Consider the following 20426-nt stretch of genomic DNA (forward strand, 5'->3'; position numbering starts at 1 on the left):
TAATCTCATAAATCACTTTTACTTTCATCTTAATACTCAACAATGTGACTTATTGAATTTGTTCCTGTACTTGAAACGGTTATAGTTCCTGTAGATTTAATCTTCTTTGCATCATGAGAAAAAGTAATTCCCCAAGTTCCACCAGTTTTAGCAACTGTATCTGTTCCACCCTTAACATAACTCCATACATCTGCTAAATCCCCTGAACTCAATGCTCCTGTTGATTCATCAACATCACCTAGTTCTCCTGCTTCATATGCCATAAGAGCCGCTTCCCCTAGGAGCTTTGCAGTTATTTCATCTGCCTTTTTATTTGCATTGTTCTTATAAGCTGTATATTTCGGAACAGCAATTCCTGCTAAAATACCTATTATAGCAATAACAACTATTAACTCTACAAGGCTAAATCCTTTTCTTTTCTTGTTATTAATAATTTTTAACATAGTACAACCTCCGTTACTATTGATTCGTAAATTTTTCTTATTACATATTGCTATTTTTATCCTTTTATTGAATTATTATTCTTTGCTTTTTGCCATGTTTAGGTATTATTTACCGACTTTCAGGTATTTTTTAACGACAAAAAACACCGATACTAAATCGGCGTTCTAATTTGTAAGGTTTCAGCTCTGCTGAAAGGTATCATTATTTTTTCTTTATTCTTTCTTCTTTTTTCTTTATATTTGCTTAATATGTTATTGTTTTATAAAAAGAGGAATAAACTCATTTATATTATAATCATAAAGCCCTCTAGGTGTAATTTTAAGAGTTGGTATTACTGTAATGCTCATAAAAGATAATGTAATTAATGGATCCACTCCACCTGAAATTCCTTTTCCATTTAAAATTTCTTTAATCCTTCTAATTCTGTCACTTATGAATTCAGGACTCATGTTTGTCATTAATCCTCCTATAGGCAAGGCTATACTTTCCATAACCTTACCTTCACAGACAAGAGCAATTCCACCTCCCATTTGAATAACCTTATTTACAGCTTTAGTCATATCCTCATCACTATCTCCTACACATACAATATTATGTGAATCATGAGAAATACTTTGAGCAAGGGCGCAATTCTTTATTCCAAATCCATCAATATATCCTACTGAATATTTTAATAATTTTGTATGTCTACCAAAAACAGCTATTTTATTTATCCTTCTTCCTTTTACCTCAGATACAAATTCTCCCTCAGTAATAACTTGCTTTACTTCTTTTTTTGTTACTATGGAATTAGGAATTACTTTAATAACATTTATAAGGTCACCTTCTGATTTAACCTTTAATAAATCACTTGTAATTTCGCTAATCTTAATAGTATTTTGAAATATATATTTGTTTTCAACAGAAACCCTATTCTCTGTTACTTCTTTACCATTCTTTATAACCCTGTTTATACTTACATCTTCAAGGTCATCAAGAATCAGTAAATCCGCCTTGAAACCTGGCGCAACAGCACCTCTATCCTTAAGGTTATATATACGAGCTGCATTATATGAAGCCAAGGTATATGCTAAAACAGGATCCATACCTAAATCTATAGCTCTCTTAACACAATTGTTTATAGTCCCTTCTTCCATAATATCATCTATGTGTCTATCATCTGTACAAAAACAGAACATGTGTGCATTTTCCTTATTCACTGCAGGAATCAACTTCTTTAATTCCTTAGCCGCAGAGCCTTCTCTTACAAGAATCTTCATTCCTAACTCTATCTTTTCAAGAGCTTCTCTTGAAGTTGAACACTCATGATCTGTCATTACTCCCGCAGCAACATATGCATTTAACCATCTTTTACTTATGTTAGGACAGTGCCCATCAATTATTTCTCCATTGAACAACTCAAGTTTCTGTATCATATCTTCTCTTCCTGCTATAACAGCAGGAACATCCATAACTTCTCCTAATCCTATAACATTGTCATATTGCTTTAATCTTTTTAATTCCTTTACTCCAACTTCAGCTCCATTGTCATCAATATCTGTAGCTGGCACACATGATGGTAACATGTAGAAAATATCAGCACCATCTTCAGCTGTATCATTAATCATGAACTCTATTCCCTTTTCTCCAAGCACATTAGCTATCTCATGAGGATCTGCTATAATAGTTCCCACACCTTTCTTTAAAACCTCTTGAGAAAAAACGCTTGGTGTCATCATGGATGATTCAATGTGCACATGCGCATCAATAAATAAGGGAGTAACATATTTATCACTGCAATCAATTTCTTTTATTCCACTAAATCTCCCAATACCCACTATTTTTCCGTCTTTAACACCCACATCATTCTTAATAATCTTTTTAGTAAAGACATTTAAAATTGAAGCGTTCTTTAAAACCAAATCAGCTTTTTTTTCACCAAGAGAATACTTTATCTCTTCTGTTAATCCTCTCAAATTCTCGCCTCCTATTTAAGTACTTCTTGAACTTTTAAACTCTTCAAAAGTAATAGATAAAATATTAAATATCAGATTTTATATCATAAATAACATTTAAATAAGCTTTAATAAAGGATTCTACATCACTATCTTTAAAGCCCCTATTTTCAAGAATATTAATAATTATCAGAATAATATTCTTATGGATTAACTTATTAACATACCTACCCCTAATAACATTCTCTATTTCATAAAGCCTAAAAGGCATTCCTTTCTCTTTAAATAAAACAATCCTACCATCTTTTATCTTCTTATTTTGAATATCTAAGAATAAGGTTACATTATACTTTTCTTTAACCCCTTGGTCATCTTCAACCTCAATTTCACAACTCTTTTTAATTCCATTAAAGTCATTATATATTATTTTGAGAATTTCACCAATATTTTTACTAAAAAAAATATCTCTAAGGTCTTTTATTTCTGTAGTTGTTTCATTTTGACATTTTATCTTAGCATTCAAAGCTAAAAGTTCACATAACGTTAAGGCCCCATTCATCTTTGCATAAAGTTTTAAAGAATCTCGTGCATTAATACCCTGTTTTTCTTCATTATCGTGTAAGGACTTTGTTTTTAATTCCATAAAAATACACTCCTTAAATAATATGTTATTATAACATTATTATAAGAAGTGAATTTATATACCAACAATATTTATTCTTTACTCTCTATTATTTCTTCTTTATTAAGGAACATGGATTTCCACTTTTCCATTATATAATATAAGCTAAGGACATCTTGCTGATTATATAATAATAGTTTATCTCTTTTCTCATTTGCCATCCTATAGTTTTCCTTAGAAAAAATTTTACCAAAAGTTCTAGCAATTTTGGCTCCATTAAGCACTTCACTTTCCCTTTGAATGTTCATGATTTCTTCTAATTTTTTAAGTCCTATAATCTTCTTCTCAAATTTTTCATATTCCTTCTGAATATCCACATGCTTTAATCTATTAACCACATTGAAATCAAACATTTCATTTTCTGATAAATGTTTTAGTACAAGAAAATCATTATTTCCTGAGAATGTTATTATGTATCTCTTACCCTTGCACTCATACATATATCTTAGGTATTCTTCTGCCTGTGATAAGACAATTTGCTTTTCCCCTCTGTTTTCCATCATATATTGTAAAAATTGCAGTTCATTAATATTTTTATCAAATATACATGCTCCAAATACAACAACACCAATTGGTTTTTTATATACATAATGCTCAAGGTCTAAAAAAACACCTTTTTCACATATCTCTCTGCTGGATACTTCCTTTCCATCAATATTTATCATATAATCCTCAAAGGACCCATCCACTTTTATACCCTTATTTATTTGAATCAAATAATCACACTTTCTATTCTTATTCTCAATAATATTCTATCATTATTTTCACTTAAACTCAATTAAGTGAATGTAAGCAAATTAACAAGAAATGAAAATTATGATAGAAAAATAAGATACTAGAATCCCCAAATAAGGCCTAGTATCTTTATTATTAAATTTATTATTACTATATTAATATATTACTTAATAAGTTTCTTGAATAATCTCATCAATCTTTTTAGGATCAGTAGCACCTTTTATTAACGCCTCAATTGCTGCGGCAGCTTCTTTTCTACTTAATTTCTCTACATTACTCTTTAGAGTCATTTTGTTCTTTCTAAGAAGTGATCTTAAATAATTAAGTTGATTTTTTGATATTTTCTCCACTTTGATATTTGGATTTTTATCAATCTCACTAATAATTTTGAACAATAACGGTAAATTTAAAGAATCCTCATAATTGTGAAGCATGATAGTATCTCTTATACTCTCGTTATTTGTATATAAGAACTGCTTATACAACTGTACTGTTAGTCCACCATCAATTTTGTCTTCCCTCTCTATTCCAATATATTTCTCTACACTTTTAAGATTACATCTCTCAATTCCTAGCTGGTTATGATAAGGTTTTATCATTCTGTATAGATCAATATGCTCCGTAGGGGGAGTAAACTCTATATTATGCTTTTCCATTCTTTTAATAATATAAGGCTCGTCAAAAGCTATTCCATTATATGAACACCATTTATCAAAGGATTTAAGATCATTTCTGAAATTCTCTAATACACTTATCTCATCCTCTCTATACTCCGCAAAATATTGCCTAACTACAAATCTTCCTTCTTTAAAAAATCCTAATGATATTAACATTATTATGTCTTGAGTCTTATTAAACCCAGTGCTTTCAATGTCAAAGAAAGCAACATTCTCTAAATCATACTCTCTTATGATTTCGCTCTCAAGCTCGATGTCCTGAAGCATTTCCTTAAAAAACATTAAATATCCTCCAAACTAGAACAATACGCTCTTTTCTCTACTCTTTATTATACATTAAAATCATAATATTATAAAGGAGTATAGAGAATTTAATCTATTGCCTTTAATTCATACCTTAAGTAAATTCTTTTATAATGAAAAACAGTATAAAACAAATGTATAATTGATAATGGATAATGTATAATGACGGATGCTTCTCACCATGTGAGAAACTACATTCTACTGTTCATAAGAAAAGAAAAAGGTTACTCATTTTATCTGAAAATAAAATATTGTATATAAAATACAATGTTTTATTTTGATAAAACGAGTAACCAATTTATTATCAGATGAAGGATATAATTAAAATTTCACAGAGTGAAATGTCAATCATTCTCCATTCTACATTATCCATTATACATTTCCTTTACGTATTACATTTTTTCTACTACTTTAATACCTAAAAGATCTAATGATTTCTTTATTACAATACAAGTAGCTTCAACAAGCTTAAGTCTTGCATTCTTTAATTCTTCTGTCTCAGAAGCACCAATATTATATGCATTGTAGAACTTATTGAATCCTTTTGCAACATCAATTACATATCTTGTTATTATACTTGGCTCTAACTTCTCAATAGAAGATTTAATTGAATGTTCAAGGTTTTCAAGAAGCTTAACAAGTTCAAACTCTTCTTTTGTATTAAGTAATGAGTAATCAACTTCCTCTGCAGCAGTTCCAAGTTTTCTTAATATACTCTTACCTCTTGCATAAGTGTATTGTGTATATGGTCCTGTTTCACCTTCAAAACTTAACATTTCATCCCAGTTAAATACGATGTCTCTTGTTCTGTTATTCTTAAGGTATGTGAAAATTACTGCCCCAATACCAACCTCTTTAGCAACTTCTTCTTTATTTTCTAATTCTGGATTTTTATCATTTATTATACTTAAAGTTTTAGCAACAGCTTCATTAAGAAGATCTTCAAGGAAAATAACGTCTCCTTTTCTTGTTGATAACTTCTTATCTGCAAATCTTACCATTCCGAATGGTACATGTATACAATCTTTAGCCCACTCAAATCCCATTAACTCTAGAGATTTAAATACTTGCATAAAGTGTAATGACTGATCCTTACCAACAACATAAATATTCTTGCTAAAATCATATTTTTTCTTTCTGTAAGTTGCAGCTGCAAGGTCACGTGTAGCATAAATTGTAGCACCGTCAGCTTTTTTAACGATACAAGGAGGCATATTATACTCTTCAAGATCTATTACTTGCGCTCCTTGGCTCTCAACTAATAATCCTGTATTCTCTATCATTTCAACCAAGTCATCAATCTTATCGCTGTAGAAACTTTCACCAGCATAAGAATCAAACTCAACTCCAAGCATATCATAAACCTTCATGAACTCTTTTAAGCTTAACTCTCTAAATCTCTTCCAAAGAGCAACCTCTTCTTCGCATCCATCTTCAAGTCTCTTGAAGTACATTCTTCCTTCATCAACTAGCTCTGGATTCTTCTCTGCCTCATCATGGAACTTAACATAAATTCTTAAAAGTTCTTTAATAGGTTCTTTTTCTAAAGCTTCTTCATCTCCCCACTTCTTATAAGCTGAGATAAGTTTACCAAATTGCGTTCCTGTATCTCCAAGGTGATTTATTCTCTCAACAGTATACCCTTGAGATTTAAAGCTCTTATATAAAGAGTTTCCTATTACAGTTGTAAATAAGTGTCCAACATGGAAAGGTTTAGCTATATTAGGTGATGAATATTCAACTAGAATAGTTTCTCCATCTCCGTTTGAAGTGTTACCATACTCAAGTCCCTCAATAAGAATTTTTTCTATGGTTTTCTTTATTAACACAGTCTTATCAACAAAGAAGTTAAGATATGGTCCATTATTTACGATTTTCTCAAACCCTTCCTTATTCATCTTCTCCATTAATTCTATAGCAATCATAGGTGGCGCTTTTCTTAATGTCTTAGCTAAAATAAAGCAAGGAAATGCAAAGTCCCCCATATCAGATCTTGGTGGTATTTCAACTAATTTCTCTATGTCTATAACATCCATATCCACATGTTCAGCAATTCTCTGTGCTACTAATTTTTTATTATCCATTATCATCTTCTCCTTTCATCATTTACTCAAATATCTCTATTTTCTAGCAAATAAAAAACTCGCCTCTATATAAATAGAGACGAGGAAATCGCGGTACCACTCTAATTGACAAATTTAAAATATAAATTCATCCACTCAACTTTTTAACGCATTTGCGCCTTATCTTACTACCCACAAAACTTTGCGATTTTCAGATAGGTTCTCCAAGGCTCTCTTCACTCTAGCTATTCTGCGGAACTCACACCAACTTCCACTCGCTGAAGATATTAATATAATATCTGTTAGAATACACTCTAGGGATACTTTCCTCTTCTCAGAATTTAACTATTCTCTTTTAAACTACTTTAGATTATATATGTTATATAGATAATATGTCAAGGTTCAGTTTTCATATAATAATTCTTTTAATAATATTTTGTCAAGACTATTATCATTAAAGTTATCACTGTATCTATCTAAACTCAATCTTTTAGGACCTTTACCCTGATAAATGAATTCAGTGGTTGGTACACTAATACTTATATTTTTTTGTGCCAACTGTATTTCAACATCATTTCCAAAATTATTTACCTCAGAATTTGACAATGCTCCAATTACTTGACCGTAAAAATTGTTCTTAATTAGATTTGCAACCCTAATAGCATCTGGTCCACTATTTCCATTAACTAGAACAAAAATTTCCTTATCATAGGTGAAACTATTTTTATCTTTACTCTTAGTCTTTTTCCCTTTAAAGATTTTTTTTATAAAACTCAGATCTTTATATGAAGACTCTTCCCATTGTGAACTCTTTTTTATTTCATTATCATAATTATAGTAATCTTTATAACTTAAGTTTTTAATAATTTCATCTATAATATTCATACTAATATGTCCATCAGTTCTTAAATCAATCACTATCTTTTCAACACTTTGATTTACTGATTCTTTAAAAAATGATTGGAAAGTGAAATTATTTTCCTCATTACCTTCATAATTATTAATATCTAATAAGGCTATATGATTATTATCAAAAGTTTCATAACTATTATTATTATCATATTCTATAGATTCATTCTCAAATGAAACATTTTCACATATTGAAATTCCATCTCTAATCACTTCAACTTTTACCTTACCTTTGTTTATTGCACCAGCATCTAGTAAGAAATTAAAATCTCTAATAATGTTATCTAAATTACAATACAACTCTTCCTTTGAATTGCTAGATGTGTATTTCATACCTATTTCTAATAAATCCTCAATAGGCATGCCTCCAATTTTAACAACTCTATCTCCTTTTTTCAAAAATTCACTATTATTTGATACATATACTCCCGAAAGTCCACCAATCAAATCAACTTTCAATTTTCTTCTAGATTCCTTTAAATCCTTTACACGTATTGCTGGGTCTCTATACAAGCTTATTAACCTCTTATATAGCAAGTATTCCCCTTCATCCTCGTTACTAAACTCAAGAAAAACTTTATTCCCCTCTTCTAATATTTCATTTTTATTCACATACTTATATGGATTTGGATGAATCTCTTCGATTAAATTTATTATGTACTCCAATTCTTGAGGAACCATCTCTTTATTTTCATCAGTAGTATTTATTTCTTGCTTTATCTTCTCATCTTGATTTGTACTTTCACTATCATTTGAATTTTCAACATCACTACTTTTTTCCTTAACAGATAATACCTTTTCCTGTCCATTCTCTTTATTTATAGATATCTCTCCCTGATTATTTTTAACTTCATTTATAATCACAGTTTCATTATTGCATGAAACAAAAAACAGGCTGGATATCATAAACATAAACAATATTTTATGTATACGCCTCACAATTTAACCCTCCAAATATATTTTCATACGCCTGTTTATTTTATCACAAGAGTAATTTTATGTACAACATTTATAGATTTCTTAACTGATAAATTTACATTTTCAAGAAATCTAAAATTAAATTTGTATATAAAGAATAAATATTTTCAAGGTGTATTTACATTTTCTATAAACTCCATAATCTCTCTCATAACAGCTATTCTTGCCTTTTTCTTATTATCTCCTTCAATGATTATCCAAGGTGAGAAACTAAAACTTGTTCTTTTAAACATATCTTTTGAATATTCATTATATCTATTACTTTTCAATCTACTCTTCCAATCCCTTTCTCCAATTTTCCATCTTTTATTCTTCTTATTTAATCTCTTTTTAAATCTTTTCATTTGCTCTTCTTTTGATACATTTAACCAGAATTTCATAACATGAATACCTGATTTTCTTAATTCCTTTTCAAAATTATATATCACTTTAAAAGCTCTTTGAATATTTTCTTCACTATCAAGTCTTTCAACTCGCTCTACCAATACCCTTCCATACCAACTTCTATCCAGTACCACTAATGGCTTTTCACTATATACCTTTTCCATAAATCTTTTAAGAAAATGTGCCCTCTTATCTTCATACTTAGGTTCTCTAATTCTAAATAAATCATAATAACTGGGCTCAATATTCTTCAAGACTTTTTTTATAGCACTCCCTTTTCCTGATCCATCCATTCCCTCAAAAATTATCACTATTTTTTCTTTTTTCTTATTAAGAGATTTAATTAACTCAGGCATATCTTTCTTATATGCTTCCTTAACCTTATTAATAGTATAGTCACTTTCATCAAAACCCTTATAACTTTTAACAGAGGCAAGTTCAACTTTCTGTTCAACCTCTTTGTAATTCTCAACTATTTTATCCTCATAATTAAATTCTTTTGCCCTTTCATCTACAAACTTATTTAACCTTTGATTTATAGTATGAATGATTTTATAAATATTTTCGTTCTTATCTTCTCCACATTTTATAACATCCCACTGTGACCATATAGAATTTAGTTCTTCAAGCTTTTTATATTTACTTTTCTCTTTTTCTACTAAACATATTTTTATTAATTCGATTCCGCCACACTTCAATACTTCCTCTAACCTGTTAACCTCATCAAATTCATTCTTTTTTATATTGCATCCTTTTTTATCTACATCTCCAAGCCATCCATTTAAAATAAAATTTATTTCACCAAAATCAGGTGAATACTTTATCCAAAATATTTTACTATCGCATTCTCTTAATATTAACTTACAATTATTTGGCTCTGTATTAAGATAGAGGATGTTCCCATATTTTTTTACAAGCTTTTCATCTCCATATAAAAGAATAATTAGCCCTTTACTCTGTTTAATCCAATTATAATTATTTAAGGTTAGTAATTTCAGTTCTTCTTTCCAATCTCTATTTTCATTCATAATTTTCACTCCATAAACTGAATATGTTATAAAAATTATTTTTTCCATAAATCATAAAAAAATAAGCAGTAAAACCACACTAAAAACAAATGTATAATTGATAATGTAGAATGTATAATGATTGATGTTTCTGCTTACGCAGAAACTAAATTATATTGTTCTTTAGAACAATGAGAATTTACTCATTTTATATTGACATAAAATATTGTATTTAAGATACAATGTTTTATTTAAAATAAAACGTGAAAAATCCTATTGTCCAAGGAACAATAGGATTAAAATTTCTCGAAGAGAAATGTCCAACATTATCAATTATACATTATACATTTTTATTACTGTCTTTGTTTCTTCCTAATAACTTGGTCAAAAACAATAAAACCTATCATCGCAACAACACCTAACAAGCTTACTAATTGAGCTATTCTCATTCCACCAATATATAAGCTATCAGTTCTCATTCCTTCAATAAAGAATCTACCTAGAGAGTATAAGCCGATATATGTAAATGTTGTGTATCCATCTCTAACCTTTTTAAATAACATTATCATTAGAATTATGAATATGCCTACATTCCATACCGATTCATATAAGAAGGTTGGATGGTAATAAGCCCCATTTATAAACATACCCTTCTGTATAAATTCTGGGAATCTGCTAATAAATTCTTTTGTTACTTCTCCACCATGTGCTTCTTGATTCATGAAATTACCCCATCTTCCAATTGCCTGGGCAATAACAATACATGGAACTGTAGCATCAACATACTTAATAATATTCTCTTTCTTCTTAAGAAGATAAATTACTCCACTACCTATTCCAAAAATCAATCCACCATGAATGGCTAACCCACCTTCTCTAATGTTTATAATTTGAATAGGATTGTTTAAATAATAATCTAAACTAAATAATACATAGTATAATCTAGCACCTATAATTGCACATGGCAACGCTATCAACACAGCATTTAAAAGAAGGTCATAGTTAATCTTCTTTAGTCTACTTGTATAGTTACTTAATCCTAAAGCAACAAGCATTCCAAGTGAAATTAAAATTCCATACCACGCAATATCAATTCCAAATAATTCAAATGCCACTGGATCCATGATATCCCTCCATTTCTTGATTGTATAAATTCTACTCCTAATTATACTACATATTTCCTTCTATTTAAACTTTCAAATTATATTGTTTAAGAATATTTAAGAATTCTTCTCCAGTTAAGGTTTCCTTTTCTATTAATATTTCTGCTAAAGCACTCAAAACATCTTTATGTTTTTTTATAAGTTCAACAGCTCTTGCATGCTGAGTTTTTACAATTGATACAACTTCATTATCAATCTCATACTCTGTTCTGTCTGAGCATCTCTTAACAGTTGAACCATGGAGATACTGACCTTGAACATGTTCAAGCTGCGTCATATCAAACTTTTCACTCATACCATATATGGCAACACTGCTTCTAGCAATATCCGTTGCCTTCTCAATATCATTTGATGCTCCAGTAGTAATAGAATTGAATATTACTTCTTCAGCAGCTCTTCCAGCTAAAAGCACCACAATCTTATCCATTAATTCATCATATGAGTTCAAATACTTTTCTTCCTCTGGCAGCTGCATTGTAAATCCAAGTGCACCCATTGTTCTTGGAATAATAGTAATCTTATGAACAGGATCTGTATTCTTCAATAAAGCCGCCGCAAGCGCGTGCCCAATCTCATGATAAGATACAATTTCCTTTTCGTCCTTTGATAGTATTCTCTCTTTCTTTATCTTACCAGCTAGAACTTCCTCAACCGCCTGTTCAAGATCTTCTTGAGTCATAAATCTTCGATTATTTCTAACCGCTAACAAAGCTCCCTCATTTATAATATTGGCAAGATCAGCCCCTACTGCTCCTGGAGTTATCCTTGCGATTTTCTCAAGTTCAATATCCTCTCCTGCTTTTACATCTTTAATATGTACTTTTAATATTTGTAATCTTCCTTTAAAATCTGGAGTATCCATGATAACTCTTCTATCAAACCTTCCAGGTCTTAATAATGCCTTATCCAATACCTCTGGTCTATTTGTAGCAGCTAATATTACAACCCCTTTTGAAGAATCAAAGCCATCCATCTCTGTAAGAAGTTGATTCAAGGTTTGCTCACGTTCATCATTGCCTCCACTGATTCTGCTGTCCCTGCTTTTACCGATAGCATCAACCTCATCTATAAAAACAATACATGGAGCCTTTTCTTGGGCTTGTTTAAACAAATCTCTAACCTTAGAAGCACCCATTCCAACAAACATCTGCACAAACTCAGAGCCTGACATAGAAAAGAAAGGAACATTAGCCTCTCCAGCAACCGCTTTTGCTATAAGGGTCTTCCCCGTTCCTGGAGGCCCTACTAACAATGCTCCTTTAGGAATCTTCGCACCTATTTCTCTGTACTTTTCGGGATTATTTAAAAAATCAACCATTTCTCTCAAGGACTCTTTTGCCTCTTCCTGTCCTGCAACATCTTTAAATCCTACCCCTGTCTCCCTCTCAGCATAAATCTTTGCCTTCGTCTTTCCAAAATCCATTACGCCCCCACTCATCTTCTTCTGCATACTACCTAAAATCATACGACCTAACAACATAAAAACTAGCAACGGTACTACCCAATTCAATAAAATAATCAAAAGTGGATTTTCCTTTTCTCTTATAGCTCCATAGTTTTCAATATTCAATTCCTTAAGTTTTACTGTTAAATCACTGTAATCCTGAGGAATTCTCTCAGTGTATAAAACCTTTTTATCCTTCTCTTCTTCCTTTAAAAAAATATATATTCTATCTGATGCTATTCTTACTTCTTCAATTTTCCCCTCTCTACCTAATGTTTCAAACTTGCTATATAACACTTGTTCATATGTTAATGAATGAATCAAATTATTTATCAAATAAAGAATTATAAAAACAATTAAAATATACCCAATACCAAACTTAAATTTATGAGTTGTAACTTTTTCTTTTAAGCCTTTTTTATCATTACGCTTCTCAGAAGCATTCTTCTCTTCTCTATTAGTTTTCCTTTTCTTATCTTCATCAGGTTTATGATTCATATAATTTTCCTCTCCTTATTGGTAACAATTCACACACTCACGTATTTTTTCTTCTAATGAAAATTATTATCTCCTAGGAAAATTAATTTATTCTTTTATACCTATTTCTCACTTTAAGATTTACATCGTTCTGTGTTCATGATTGCTTTACCTACTTAAATCTTCTGAATCAAAAAAACTGATTATACACTATAATCAGTTTTTACTACTTTGACTTTCAAAATTAAATATTAATTTCAAACTACAATGTTTCATACCAAATAAACCAGTAAACTCCTATTGTCCCAGAACAATACAATTAAAATTTCTCGAAGAGAAATGTCCTACGTTTTCAATTTTCAACTTCAATTTTCAATTACGTTTTACTACGCATTTAAAAACCAAATACTAAAATTCAAAACACCAGCAAAGGTTACCCACAACAGATATGGTATAAGTAGAATTCCTGCTAATTTGTCTCTTTTATAAAATTCCTTTAATGTTAATGCTATAAATATCCATAAAAAGATTAATACTATAAAAGCAATAAATCTTAAATTTAAACCAAAGAATATTGGTGACCATAAAAAATTTAATAAAAGTTGAATGAAATATAATTTTATAGCTCGTCTATTTTCAGGCTTCTTTTTAATATCTCTCCAAACCCTATATAAGGCATATGCCATAAGAACAAATAAAATATTCCACACTATTGGGAACACTATTGGTGGTGGTGCAAAATATGGTTTTTTCAACAATTCATATGTACCTTTTGTATTCTTTGCCCATATTGAAGATATAATAGCAGCTCCGAAAGTTATGATGAAGCTTAGTAAGAAATAAAACAATCTTTCTCCATTAAATTTAGGAATTTTTAACTTGACTTTACTCATAGTTTTCCTCCCATGAAACTAATTTTTGAGTTTTAACTAAAATTATTAATATACAATTTTCTAAAGCATGTTTTAAAAATAATTTTTGTAAAAAACCCTACATATGAGAAATGTATGCTCAAAGAATAAATTAAATACCATATATAACCTTCTAAATATTGAAGTTTATAGCATTTTATTATAAAATTAAATAACAGAATAGTTCGGTGCTCTATTTAATATTAGAAAGCACAGATTTAATTCTGTGCTTTCAGTGTTAAAATGTAAATTTTAGTAATAACCGTAATATCTATTATATGGTCTTCTGTAGCATCCACCAAAGAATAACAGGATGAGAACCAAAATAATTAGATACGAAAAACAATAGCATCCAAAGAACATAATATCGCTCCTTTATTTTATCGCTGATAATCATTTTATATCATTCGTTAACTTTAAGAACATAATAAAAGCTTTAAACAGCTTCTATTCTATATTATTATATTCACAAGTTAATTAAATGTTATTAAGTAGGGAAAATATATTAATAAGTTCTTTAATGCTTAAAGTTATCTTTTAAATTTTCTATTTGAAAGAAATAGTTTTAATAAATAATTCGTTTTTAAAACCACCCTGAAAGGAGAAAAAGACAATGAACTGCAATAATGATGAATGTATAGAACATATTGAACTACTTTTAAGAAAAATATGTTTTGAAATAAAGAAAAAAGGGCGTGAGATATTAAATAATTATGATATCACACCACCTCAATTCGATGCTCTTCAAAAGGTAATCTGGTGCAAGAGTCTAACAATTGGAGAACTTAGTTCAAAATTATATTTAGCTCCAAGTACTATTACAGATCTTGTAGATAGAATGGAAAAAACAGGATTAGTAGAAAGAGTTAAGGATCAAAAAGATAGAAGAGTTGTTAAGGTTCAACCTTTAGAAAAAGGTAATTCTTTAATTGAAGAAGTTTTAAAACAAAGAAGAGAATATATTGCATCTTTATTAAGTGATCTTGAAGAAAGTGAAAAGAAAGATTTTGTTAAGTATTTAGAAGTTTTATCAGCTTCATCTCATTTTGATTAAAGTTTAATTACATACACTAAAAAAACCCTTAATTAAGGGTTTTTATTCTTTTGAAAGGTAAGTGATATTATGGGTAAAATTCTTGGACATTACATTCTCCCTCATCCCCCAATAATAATCCCAGAAGTGGGAATGGGTAACCAACACGTTGCATTTCGTACAACATCATCAATGAAAATGATTGCAAATGAAATCTCTATTCATAAACCAGACAATATTGTTGTTATTTCTCCACATGGCCCTAGCTTTACAGATGGTATTTCAATAATGGATTCATACTTTATTGAAGGTAATTTTAAAGAATTCGGTTCTGATTTATCTATGGAAAAAGAAATAAACAAGAAATTAGTTGAAGAGCTTAAAAACAGAACATCTGAATCAAATATCCCTTTGATAACCTTGGACCACAGCAATGCAGAACTATACAATATTGAATATAAACTTGATCATGGTACAATGGTTCCTCTATATTTTATAGATAAATTCATAAATAATTACAAACTTACAACCATAACTTATGGGGGCATATCAAAACTTCAACATTATAAATTCGGAATGCAGCTAAAAGAAGCCATATCAAATATTCCAGGAAATTTTATAATAATAAGCAGCGGTGATCTATCACACAAACTTATAGAAGATAGTCCTTATGGTTATGACTCTGCTGGAGAATTATTCGATAGAACTTTAATTAATCACTTAGTAAATGGAAATTGGGAAGATATTATTCTTATGGATGATGATCTTGTTACAAATGCATGTCAATGTGCATTAAAATCTATAATAATTCTCTTAGGGACCTTAGATGAATTTGATTTTAAATCTGATATGATCTCTTATGAACACCCTTTTGGAGTTGGTTACTGTATTTCTAGAATAAATATAATAAATAATTGCGAAAGTAAGTATACTAAACTTGAAAGAACCTTTGAAAGGAGATTCTTATCCATGATAAAGAAAGAAAGTTTTCAAGTTAATTTAGCAAGAGAAGCAATAACAAACTTCATCAAATACGAAAATTATATAGATATCCCTTCAAATACACCAAAAGAACTACTTTGGAATAAAAAAGGAGTATTTGTATCATTAAAAATCGACGGTGATTTAAGAGGGTGTATAGGCACAATAACACCAACATGCGATACCACATGTGAGGAGATTATACGTAACGCAATAGAAGCCTGTTCACATGACCCAAGATTTACACCAGTATATGAAGAGGAATTACAACTCCTATCAATAACTGTTGATATACTAGAATCCCCAGAACATTGTTCAAAAGCTGATCTTGATCCTAAAAAATATGGGATTATAGTATCAACAGAAACAAAAAAAGCTGTATTACTCCCAAATTTACCAGGAATCAATACAGTTGAAGAACAACTTACAACAGTTCTTAAGAAAGCCGGGATTAATCCTGACGAAAAATACCTTATGGAGCGCTTTGAGGTGAAACGCTACCATTAGAAATAGCCTTTGGCTATTTTAGTTGAAAGTTGAAGACTGAAAGTTGAAAACGATGGATATTTCTCTTCGAGAAATTATAATTGTATTGTTCTTAAACAAGATAATTTTGCTTGTTTCATTTACAAAATAAAACATTGCTTTTTAAATACAATATTTTATCTTAGATAAAATGAGTAAAAAACTCTTGTCCTAAAGAACAATAAGATATAGTTTCTGCCCTTAAGGGCAGAAACATCCTACGTTGTCAATTGTCCACTGTCCGTTGTCAACTTCTTTTAAAGCATTACGCTTTTAAATCATTCCTCCGTCCACACGCAAAATCTGCCCTGTCATATATGAACTATCCTCACTTGAAAGAAAAACTGCAATTTTTCCAATCTCGCTGCCTTCCCCAAATCTACCCATAGGAATCTCATCTTTTAGCTCTTGTTCTTCTTCCTGTGTCATCCACTTATTCATTTCAGTATTTATAACCCCAGGGGATATTCCATTAACTCTAACTCCACTTGGTGCCAGTTCTTTTGCAAATGCACGTGTAAATGCATTGATTCCACCTTTGGTTGCAGAGTATGCTACTTCACAGGATGCTCCAACTTCACCCCATATGGAAGAGATATTTATGATAACACCTTTCATATTCCACATCATATGCTTCCCTATATGCTTACACATGTTGAAAACACTCTTAAGATTAGTGTTGCTTATTTTATCCCATGTTTCCTCTTCCATATCTATCAACATACCTATCTCGCTTATGCCAGCATTATTAACAAGTATATCTATTTTACCAAATCTCTCGATAATCTCTTCAGTGAATTCTTTCACTTCGTTGAAGCTTGATACATCACATTTATACATATGCGCCTTATAACCCTTTGAATTAATTAACTCAACCACTTCACGAGCTTTATCATCTCTAGTTTTATAAACAATAATTATTTCTGCACCATTAGCAGCTAGTTCATATGCGATATCTGCACCAATCCCTCTACTGCCACCAGTTACTATAGCAATTTTGTTATTTAATCTCATAAAATCCGCCTTCCTATATATCTATATTTCTAATTATAATTGTCCATTTTAAAAAATCAACTGATCTCTTATTACTTCCTTTAGATATTCAAGTTAAACTATTAATTTATACATGTCCAAAAATCGTAAAACCTTAGATATTTTGATACAAGTATAAATTAAGTTTAACTATGTGAATCCTATTGAATAAATGGTGATATTACGTAAACTATATTAATTAGAGGTGATAAATATGAAATTTAAAAAACAGATAAATGATTACATAGTAATCTCCCTAGGTTCATTCCTCGTATCTGGCGGATTATATTTTTTCATTATGCCCCATAACATTGCTGCTGGTGGAGTAAACGGAATAGCATTGGTTATAAATAATTATATCCCCTTCCTAGATGTTGGTACTCTAATGTTAATTATGAATGTATTCTTATTTATTCTAGGTTTCATAGTGATTGGCGCTGGATTTGGAGCAAAAACAATTTACAGCAGCTTAGCTCTTTCTGGAATAATTCTTCTATTTGAAAAGCTGTATCCTATATCAGAACCACTTACTGATGATATTATGCTTGAATTAATTATTGGAATTATTATTCAAGGCATAGGTATGGCCATTATCTTTAATAAAAACGCTTCAACTGGTGGAACTGATATTATCGCAAAGATCATATATAAATTCACCCACCTTGAGATAGGGAAAGCTTTACTTATTACTGATCTAATTGTCACTCTTTTAGCCGCTTTGGCCTTCGGATTTCAAAAAGGTCTTTACTCCCTTCTTGCAGTTGTAATGAATGGCTTGTTAATAGATAGAGCAATAGAAAGCTTCAATGCACATAAAGAGGTAGTTATAATAAGCTCTCATAAGGAGAAAATCAAAGACTTTATTATAGAAGAACTTGAAAGAGGTGCTACATATTATTACGCAAAAGGTGCTTTTACAAGGAAAGAAGTTGAAGTTCTAAGTACCATAGTAACAAAAAGAGAGTTCATAAGATTAAAATCTTATATTAGAGAAATTGATCCAAACTCTTTTATAAAAGTTTACGATGTTTTTGAAACTCTAGGTGAAGGCTTTAAAAATATACATGAATAAGTATTGATAAACTACTTAGTAGATTTACTATACAAAAAAGAATGAATAAAGAACAAATATTATCAATAAAAAATAGACCTAAATTATAACTCTAGGTCTATTTTTAGATAAAATATTGTATTTCATTATATATAAAATTTTAAACAGATCAATTTTATTCTACATTCTCTTCTTCTTTAGCAAGATAGTATAAAGTTTTAACTGCTACACCAGTTCCACCTTTATGATCATAAGCTTTCTTTGGAGCATCAGTCCAACCGGTCCCTGCTATGTCCATGTGTAACCATGGTGTATCTCCAACAAATTCACCAATAAACAATCCAGCTGTTATTGATCCTGCATATTTTCCTCCAAGATTCTTAATATCTGCTATATCAGATTTAATAAGCTTCTTATAATCTTCATCCCCAGGAAGTCTCCAAACCTTTTCATCAGCTTTATCACTAGCTTTTTCTAAAGAAGTATAGAAATCATCATTATTTGATACTACAGCAGTTCTAGTAGTGCCTAATGCCACAAGTACGGCACCTGTTAAGGTTGCAATATCAACAACTTTAGTAGCCTTCTCTTTATTTATTATATAATATACTGCATCAATCAATGTTAATCTACCTTCAGCATCTGTGTTCAAAATTTCTATAGTTTTTCCACCCATAGAATTTATAATGTCTCCTGGCTTATATGCATTTCCTGAAATCATATTCTCACAAGCTGCAACAACAGTAATAACATTTCTCTTAAGCTTCATATGGGCAATAGAACACATGGCTCCAATAACTGCTGCAGCTCCACCCATATCACTCTTCATACTAACCATTCCTGGAGTTGGTTTGATTGAGTATCCACCACTATCATATGTCAAACCTTTTCCTACAAGCCCAAGAATATCATCCTTGTTGTCTTCATCTCCCATATATCTCATGATAATGAACCTAGGTGGATTATCTGATCCTCTAGCAACACTCATGTACGATTCCATACCTAATTCCTTAATTTCTTTCTCACCTAAGACTTCAACTTCAAATCCATGCTCTTCACCTAATTCCTTTACTCTATTCGCCAAAGATTCTGGATAAATAACATTTGCAGGCTCATTCACAAGATTCCTTGCTATGATAGTTGATTTAGCAAGTGAAATTCCCTCATTTGAAATCCACTCCTCTAAATCTTTATCAATCACAAGATTTATTTCTTGTATGATAAATTCTTCTTTATCTGAAGTCTTATATTTATCAAATTTATAATTCCCTAAGTATAACCCATCTATCATAGCTCTAACAATCTTGTTACACTTGCAGAATACATAATAATTTGCCTTTTCAATTTTATATTTAGCTAATTCTTTTACAATTTTAGCTGATATTTCTCTACCTTTCTCAGAAGTTATCTTTTCCTTCTCTCCTAATCCAATAAAAAACAATTCTTCTTCATTATCTACATGATATATCTCTCCGAATTTGCCATTAAACCTTTTTTTCTCTTTTAAAACATTCACCTTTTCAGTATATATTTCACTGTCAGTATCACAATAAACCCCAATAATTTTTGGAATATTCTCTTCTTTAATGTTCTGTAAAACTTTAATATCCATTTCAACATCCCCTTTCAAAGATCTGCATATTTTCCTCACTATATTTATTAAGAAAAAAATAAAATCTCTCCAAAGTATCGA

At 30.2% G+C, this 20426-nt stretch carries 16 protein-coding genes and 1 other annotated feature; of the genes, 3 read left to right on the forward strand and 13 right to left on the reverse strand.

What is annotated here, in order from left to right; all coding sequences use genetic code 11:
• Positions 1–29: 29 nt before the first annotated feature.
• The 11 genes from OW730_RS21020 to OW730_RS21070 all read right to left on the reverse strand — a co-directional run bounded on the left by OW730_RS21020 (position 30) and on the right by OW730_RS21070 (position 14093).
• Positions 30–443, reverse strand: coding sequence for a prepilin-type N-terminal cleavage/methylation domain-containing protein (locus OW730_RS21020; RefSeq protein ID WP_271226007.1), 414 nt, complete (start codon positions 441–443; stop codon positions 30–32).
• 252 nt (positions 444–695) lie between these two features.
• On the reverse strand, positions 696–2399 hold the full coding sequence (gene ade / locus OW730_RS21025) for an adenine deaminase (protein WP_271226008.1): 1704 nt from the start codon (positions 2397–2399) through the stop codon (positions 696–698).
• A gap of 64 nt (positions 2400–2463) precedes the next feature.
• Positions 2464–3021 carry a hypothetical protein gene (locus tag OW730_RS21030; protein ID WP_271226009.1) on the reverse strand — a complete coding sequence of 186 codons (558 nt, stop codon included), beginning with the start codon at positions 3019–3021 and terminating at the stop codon, positions 2464–2466.
• Between the two features lie 71 nt (positions 3022–3092).
• Positions 3093–3725, reverse strand: a complete 633-nt coding sequence (locus OW730_RS21035) for a ribonuclease H-like domain-containing protein (RefSeq protein WP_271226010.1) — start codon at positions 3723–3725, stop codon at positions 3093–3095.
• A gap of 237 nt (positions 3726–3962) precedes the next feature.
• Complete coding sequence (locus tag OW730_RS21040; protein ID WP_271226011.1) at positions 3963–4754, reverse strand: ribonuclease H-like domain-containing protein; 792 nt, start codon at positions 4752–4754, stop codon at positions 3963–3965.
• Between the two features lie 413 nt (positions 4755–5167).
• Complete coding sequence (argS, locus tag OW730_RS21045; RefSeq protein WP_271226012.1) at positions 5168–6859, reverse strand: arginine--tRNA ligase; 1692 nt, start codon at positions 6857–6859, stop codon at positions 5168–5170.
• Positions 6860–6931: 72 nt separating this feature from the next.
• Positions 6932–7183: a binding site (T-box leader), on the reverse strand.
• Positions 7184–7240: 57 nt separating this feature from the next.
• Entirely contained in the window at positions 7241–8686 is a 1446-nt protein-coding gene (locus tag OW730_RS21050; RefSeq protein WP_271226013.1) for a S41 family peptidase, read from the reverse strand.
• 146 nt (positions 8687–8832) lie between these two features.
• On the reverse strand, positions 8833–10137 hold the full coding sequence (locus OW730_RS21055; protein ID WP_271226014.1) for a polyphosphate kinase 2 family protein: 1305 nt from the start codon (positions 10135–10137) through the stop codon (positions 8833–8835).
• 332 nt (positions 10138–10469) lie between these two features.
• Positions 10470–11240, reverse strand: coding sequence for a prolipoprotein diacylglyceryl transferase (lgt, locus tag OW730_RS21060; RefSeq protein ID WP_271226015.1), 771 nt, complete (start codon positions 11238–11240; stop codon positions 10470–10472).
• A gap of 64 nt (positions 11241–11304) precedes the next feature.
• A complete protein-coding gene (ftsH, locus tag OW730_RS21065) occupies positions 11305–13221 on the reverse strand; it encodes an ATP-dependent zinc metalloprotease FtsH (protein ID WP_271226016.1) in 1917 nt (638 codons plus the stop codon).
• Between the two features lie 365 nt (positions 13222–13586).
• Positions 13587–14093: a TspO/MBR family protein gene (locus tag OW730_RS21070; protein ID WP_271226017.1), complete on the reverse strand. Its 507-nt coding sequence runs from the start codon at positions 14091–14093 to the stop codon at positions 13587–13589.
• Between the two features lie 631 nt (positions 14094–14724).
• On the opposite strand from OW730_RS21070, the gene OW730_RS21075 reads away from it, so the two are divergent.
• The gene (locus OW730_RS21075) at positions 14725–15165 is read left to right on the forward strand and encodes a MarR family winged helix-turn-helix transcriptional regulator (protein ID WP_271226018.1); all 441 of its coding nucleotides are present in this window, start codon (positions 14725–14727) and stop codon (positions 15163–15165) included.
• Positions 15166–15234: 69 nt separating this feature from the next.
• A complete protein-coding gene (gene amrA / locus OW730_RS21080) occupies positions 15235–16632 on the forward strand; it encodes an AmmeMemoRadiSam system protein A (protein WP_271226019.1) in 1398 nt (465 codons plus the stop codon).
• 291 nt (positions 16633–16923) lie between these two features.
• Here amrA and ymfI read toward each other — a convergent pair whose 3' ends face one another.
• The gene (gene ymfI, locus OW730_RS21085) at positions 16924–17664 is read right to left on the reverse strand and encodes an elongation factor P 5-aminopentanone reductase (RefSeq protein WP_271226020.1); all 741 of its coding nucleotides are present in this window, start codon (positions 17662–17664) and stop codon (positions 16924–16926) included.
• Positions 17665–17896: 232 nt separating this feature from the next.
• Between ymfI and OW730_RS21090 the strand changes: the two genes are divergently transcribed.
• Positions 17897–18754, forward strand: a complete 858-nt coding sequence (locus OW730_RS21090; protein WP_271226021.1) for a YitT family protein — start codon at positions 17897–17899, stop codon at positions 18752–18754.
• A 154-nt stretch (positions 18755–18908) separates the two neighbouring features.
• Here the strand turns inward: OW730_RS21090 and OW730_RS21095 are convergent, their stop codons facing one another.
• Positions 18909–20345: a leucyl aminopeptidase gene (locus tag OW730_RS21095; RefSeq protein ID WP_271226022.1), complete on the reverse strand. Its 1437-nt coding sequence runs from the start codon at positions 20343–20345 to the stop codon at positions 18909–18911.
• Positions 20346–20426: the final 81 nt, after the last annotated feature.

It is taken from the genome of Oceanirhabdus sp. W0125-5, from assembly GCF_027938815.1.
Lineage (GTDB): Bacteria > Bacillota > Clostridia > Clostridiales > Clostridiaceae > Oceanirhabdus.

What these genes read in the sequence shown, in the direction of transcription:
- amrA (WP_271226019.1), top strand. Translation starts at nt 15,235, where the DNA reads ATGGGTAAAATTCTTGGACATTACATTCTCCCTCATCCCCCAATAATA.
- OW730_RS21075 (WP_271226018.1), top strand. Translation starts at nt 14,725, where the DNA reads ATGAACTGCAATAATGATGAATGTATAGAACATATTGAACTACTTTTA.
- OW730_RS21030 (WP_271226009.1), bottom strand. Translation starts at nt 3,021, where the DNA reads ATGGAATTAAAAACAAAGTCCTTACACGATAATGAAGAAAAACAGGGT.
- OW730_RS21040 (WP_271226011.1), bottom strand. Translation starts at nt 4,754, where the DNA reads ATGTTTTTTAAGGAAATGCTTCAGGACATCGAGCTTGAGAGCGAAATC.
- OW730_RS21055 (WP_271226014.1), bottom strand. Translation starts at nt 10,137, where the DNA reads ATGAATGAAAATAGAGATTGGAAAGAAGAACTGAAATTACTAACCTTA.
- OW730_RS21020 (WP_271226007.1), bottom strand. Translation starts at nt 443, where the DNA reads ATGTTAAAAATTATTAATAACAAGAAAAGAAAAGGATTTAGCCTTGTA.
- argS (WP_271226012.1), bottom strand. Translation starts at nt 6,859, where the DNA reads ATGGATAATAAAAAATTAGTAGCACAGAGAATTGCTGAACATGTGGAT.
- OW730_RS21090 (WP_271226021.1), top strand. Translation starts at nt 17,897, where the DNA reads ATGAAATTTAAAAAACAGATAAATGATTACATAGTAATCTCCCTAGGT.
- OW730_RS21035 (WP_271226010.1), bottom strand. Translation starts at nt 3,725, where the DNA reads ATGATAAATATTGATGGAAAGGAAGTATCCAGCAGAGAGATATGTGAA.
- ftsH (WP_271226016.1), bottom strand. Translation starts at nt 13,221, where the DNA reads ATGAATCATAAACCTGATGAAGATAAGAAAAGGAAAACTAATAGAGAA.
- lgt (WP_271226015.1), bottom strand. Translation starts at nt 11,240, where the DNA reads ATGGATCCAGTGGCATTTGAATTATTTGGAATTGATATTGCGTGGTAT.
- ymfI (WP_271226020.1), bottom strand. Translation starts at nt 17,664, where the DNA reads ATGAGATTAAATAACAAAATTGCTATAGTAACTGGTGGCAGTAGAGGG.
- OW730_RS21070 (WP_271226017.1), bottom strand. Translation starts at nt 14,093, where the DNA reads ATGAGTAAAGTCAAGTTAAAAATTCCTAAATTTAATGGAGAAAGATTG.
- OW730_RS21095 (WP_271226022.1), bottom strand. Translation starts at nt 20,345, where the DNA reads ATGGATATTAAAGTTTTACAGAACATTAAAGAAGAGAATATTCCAAAA.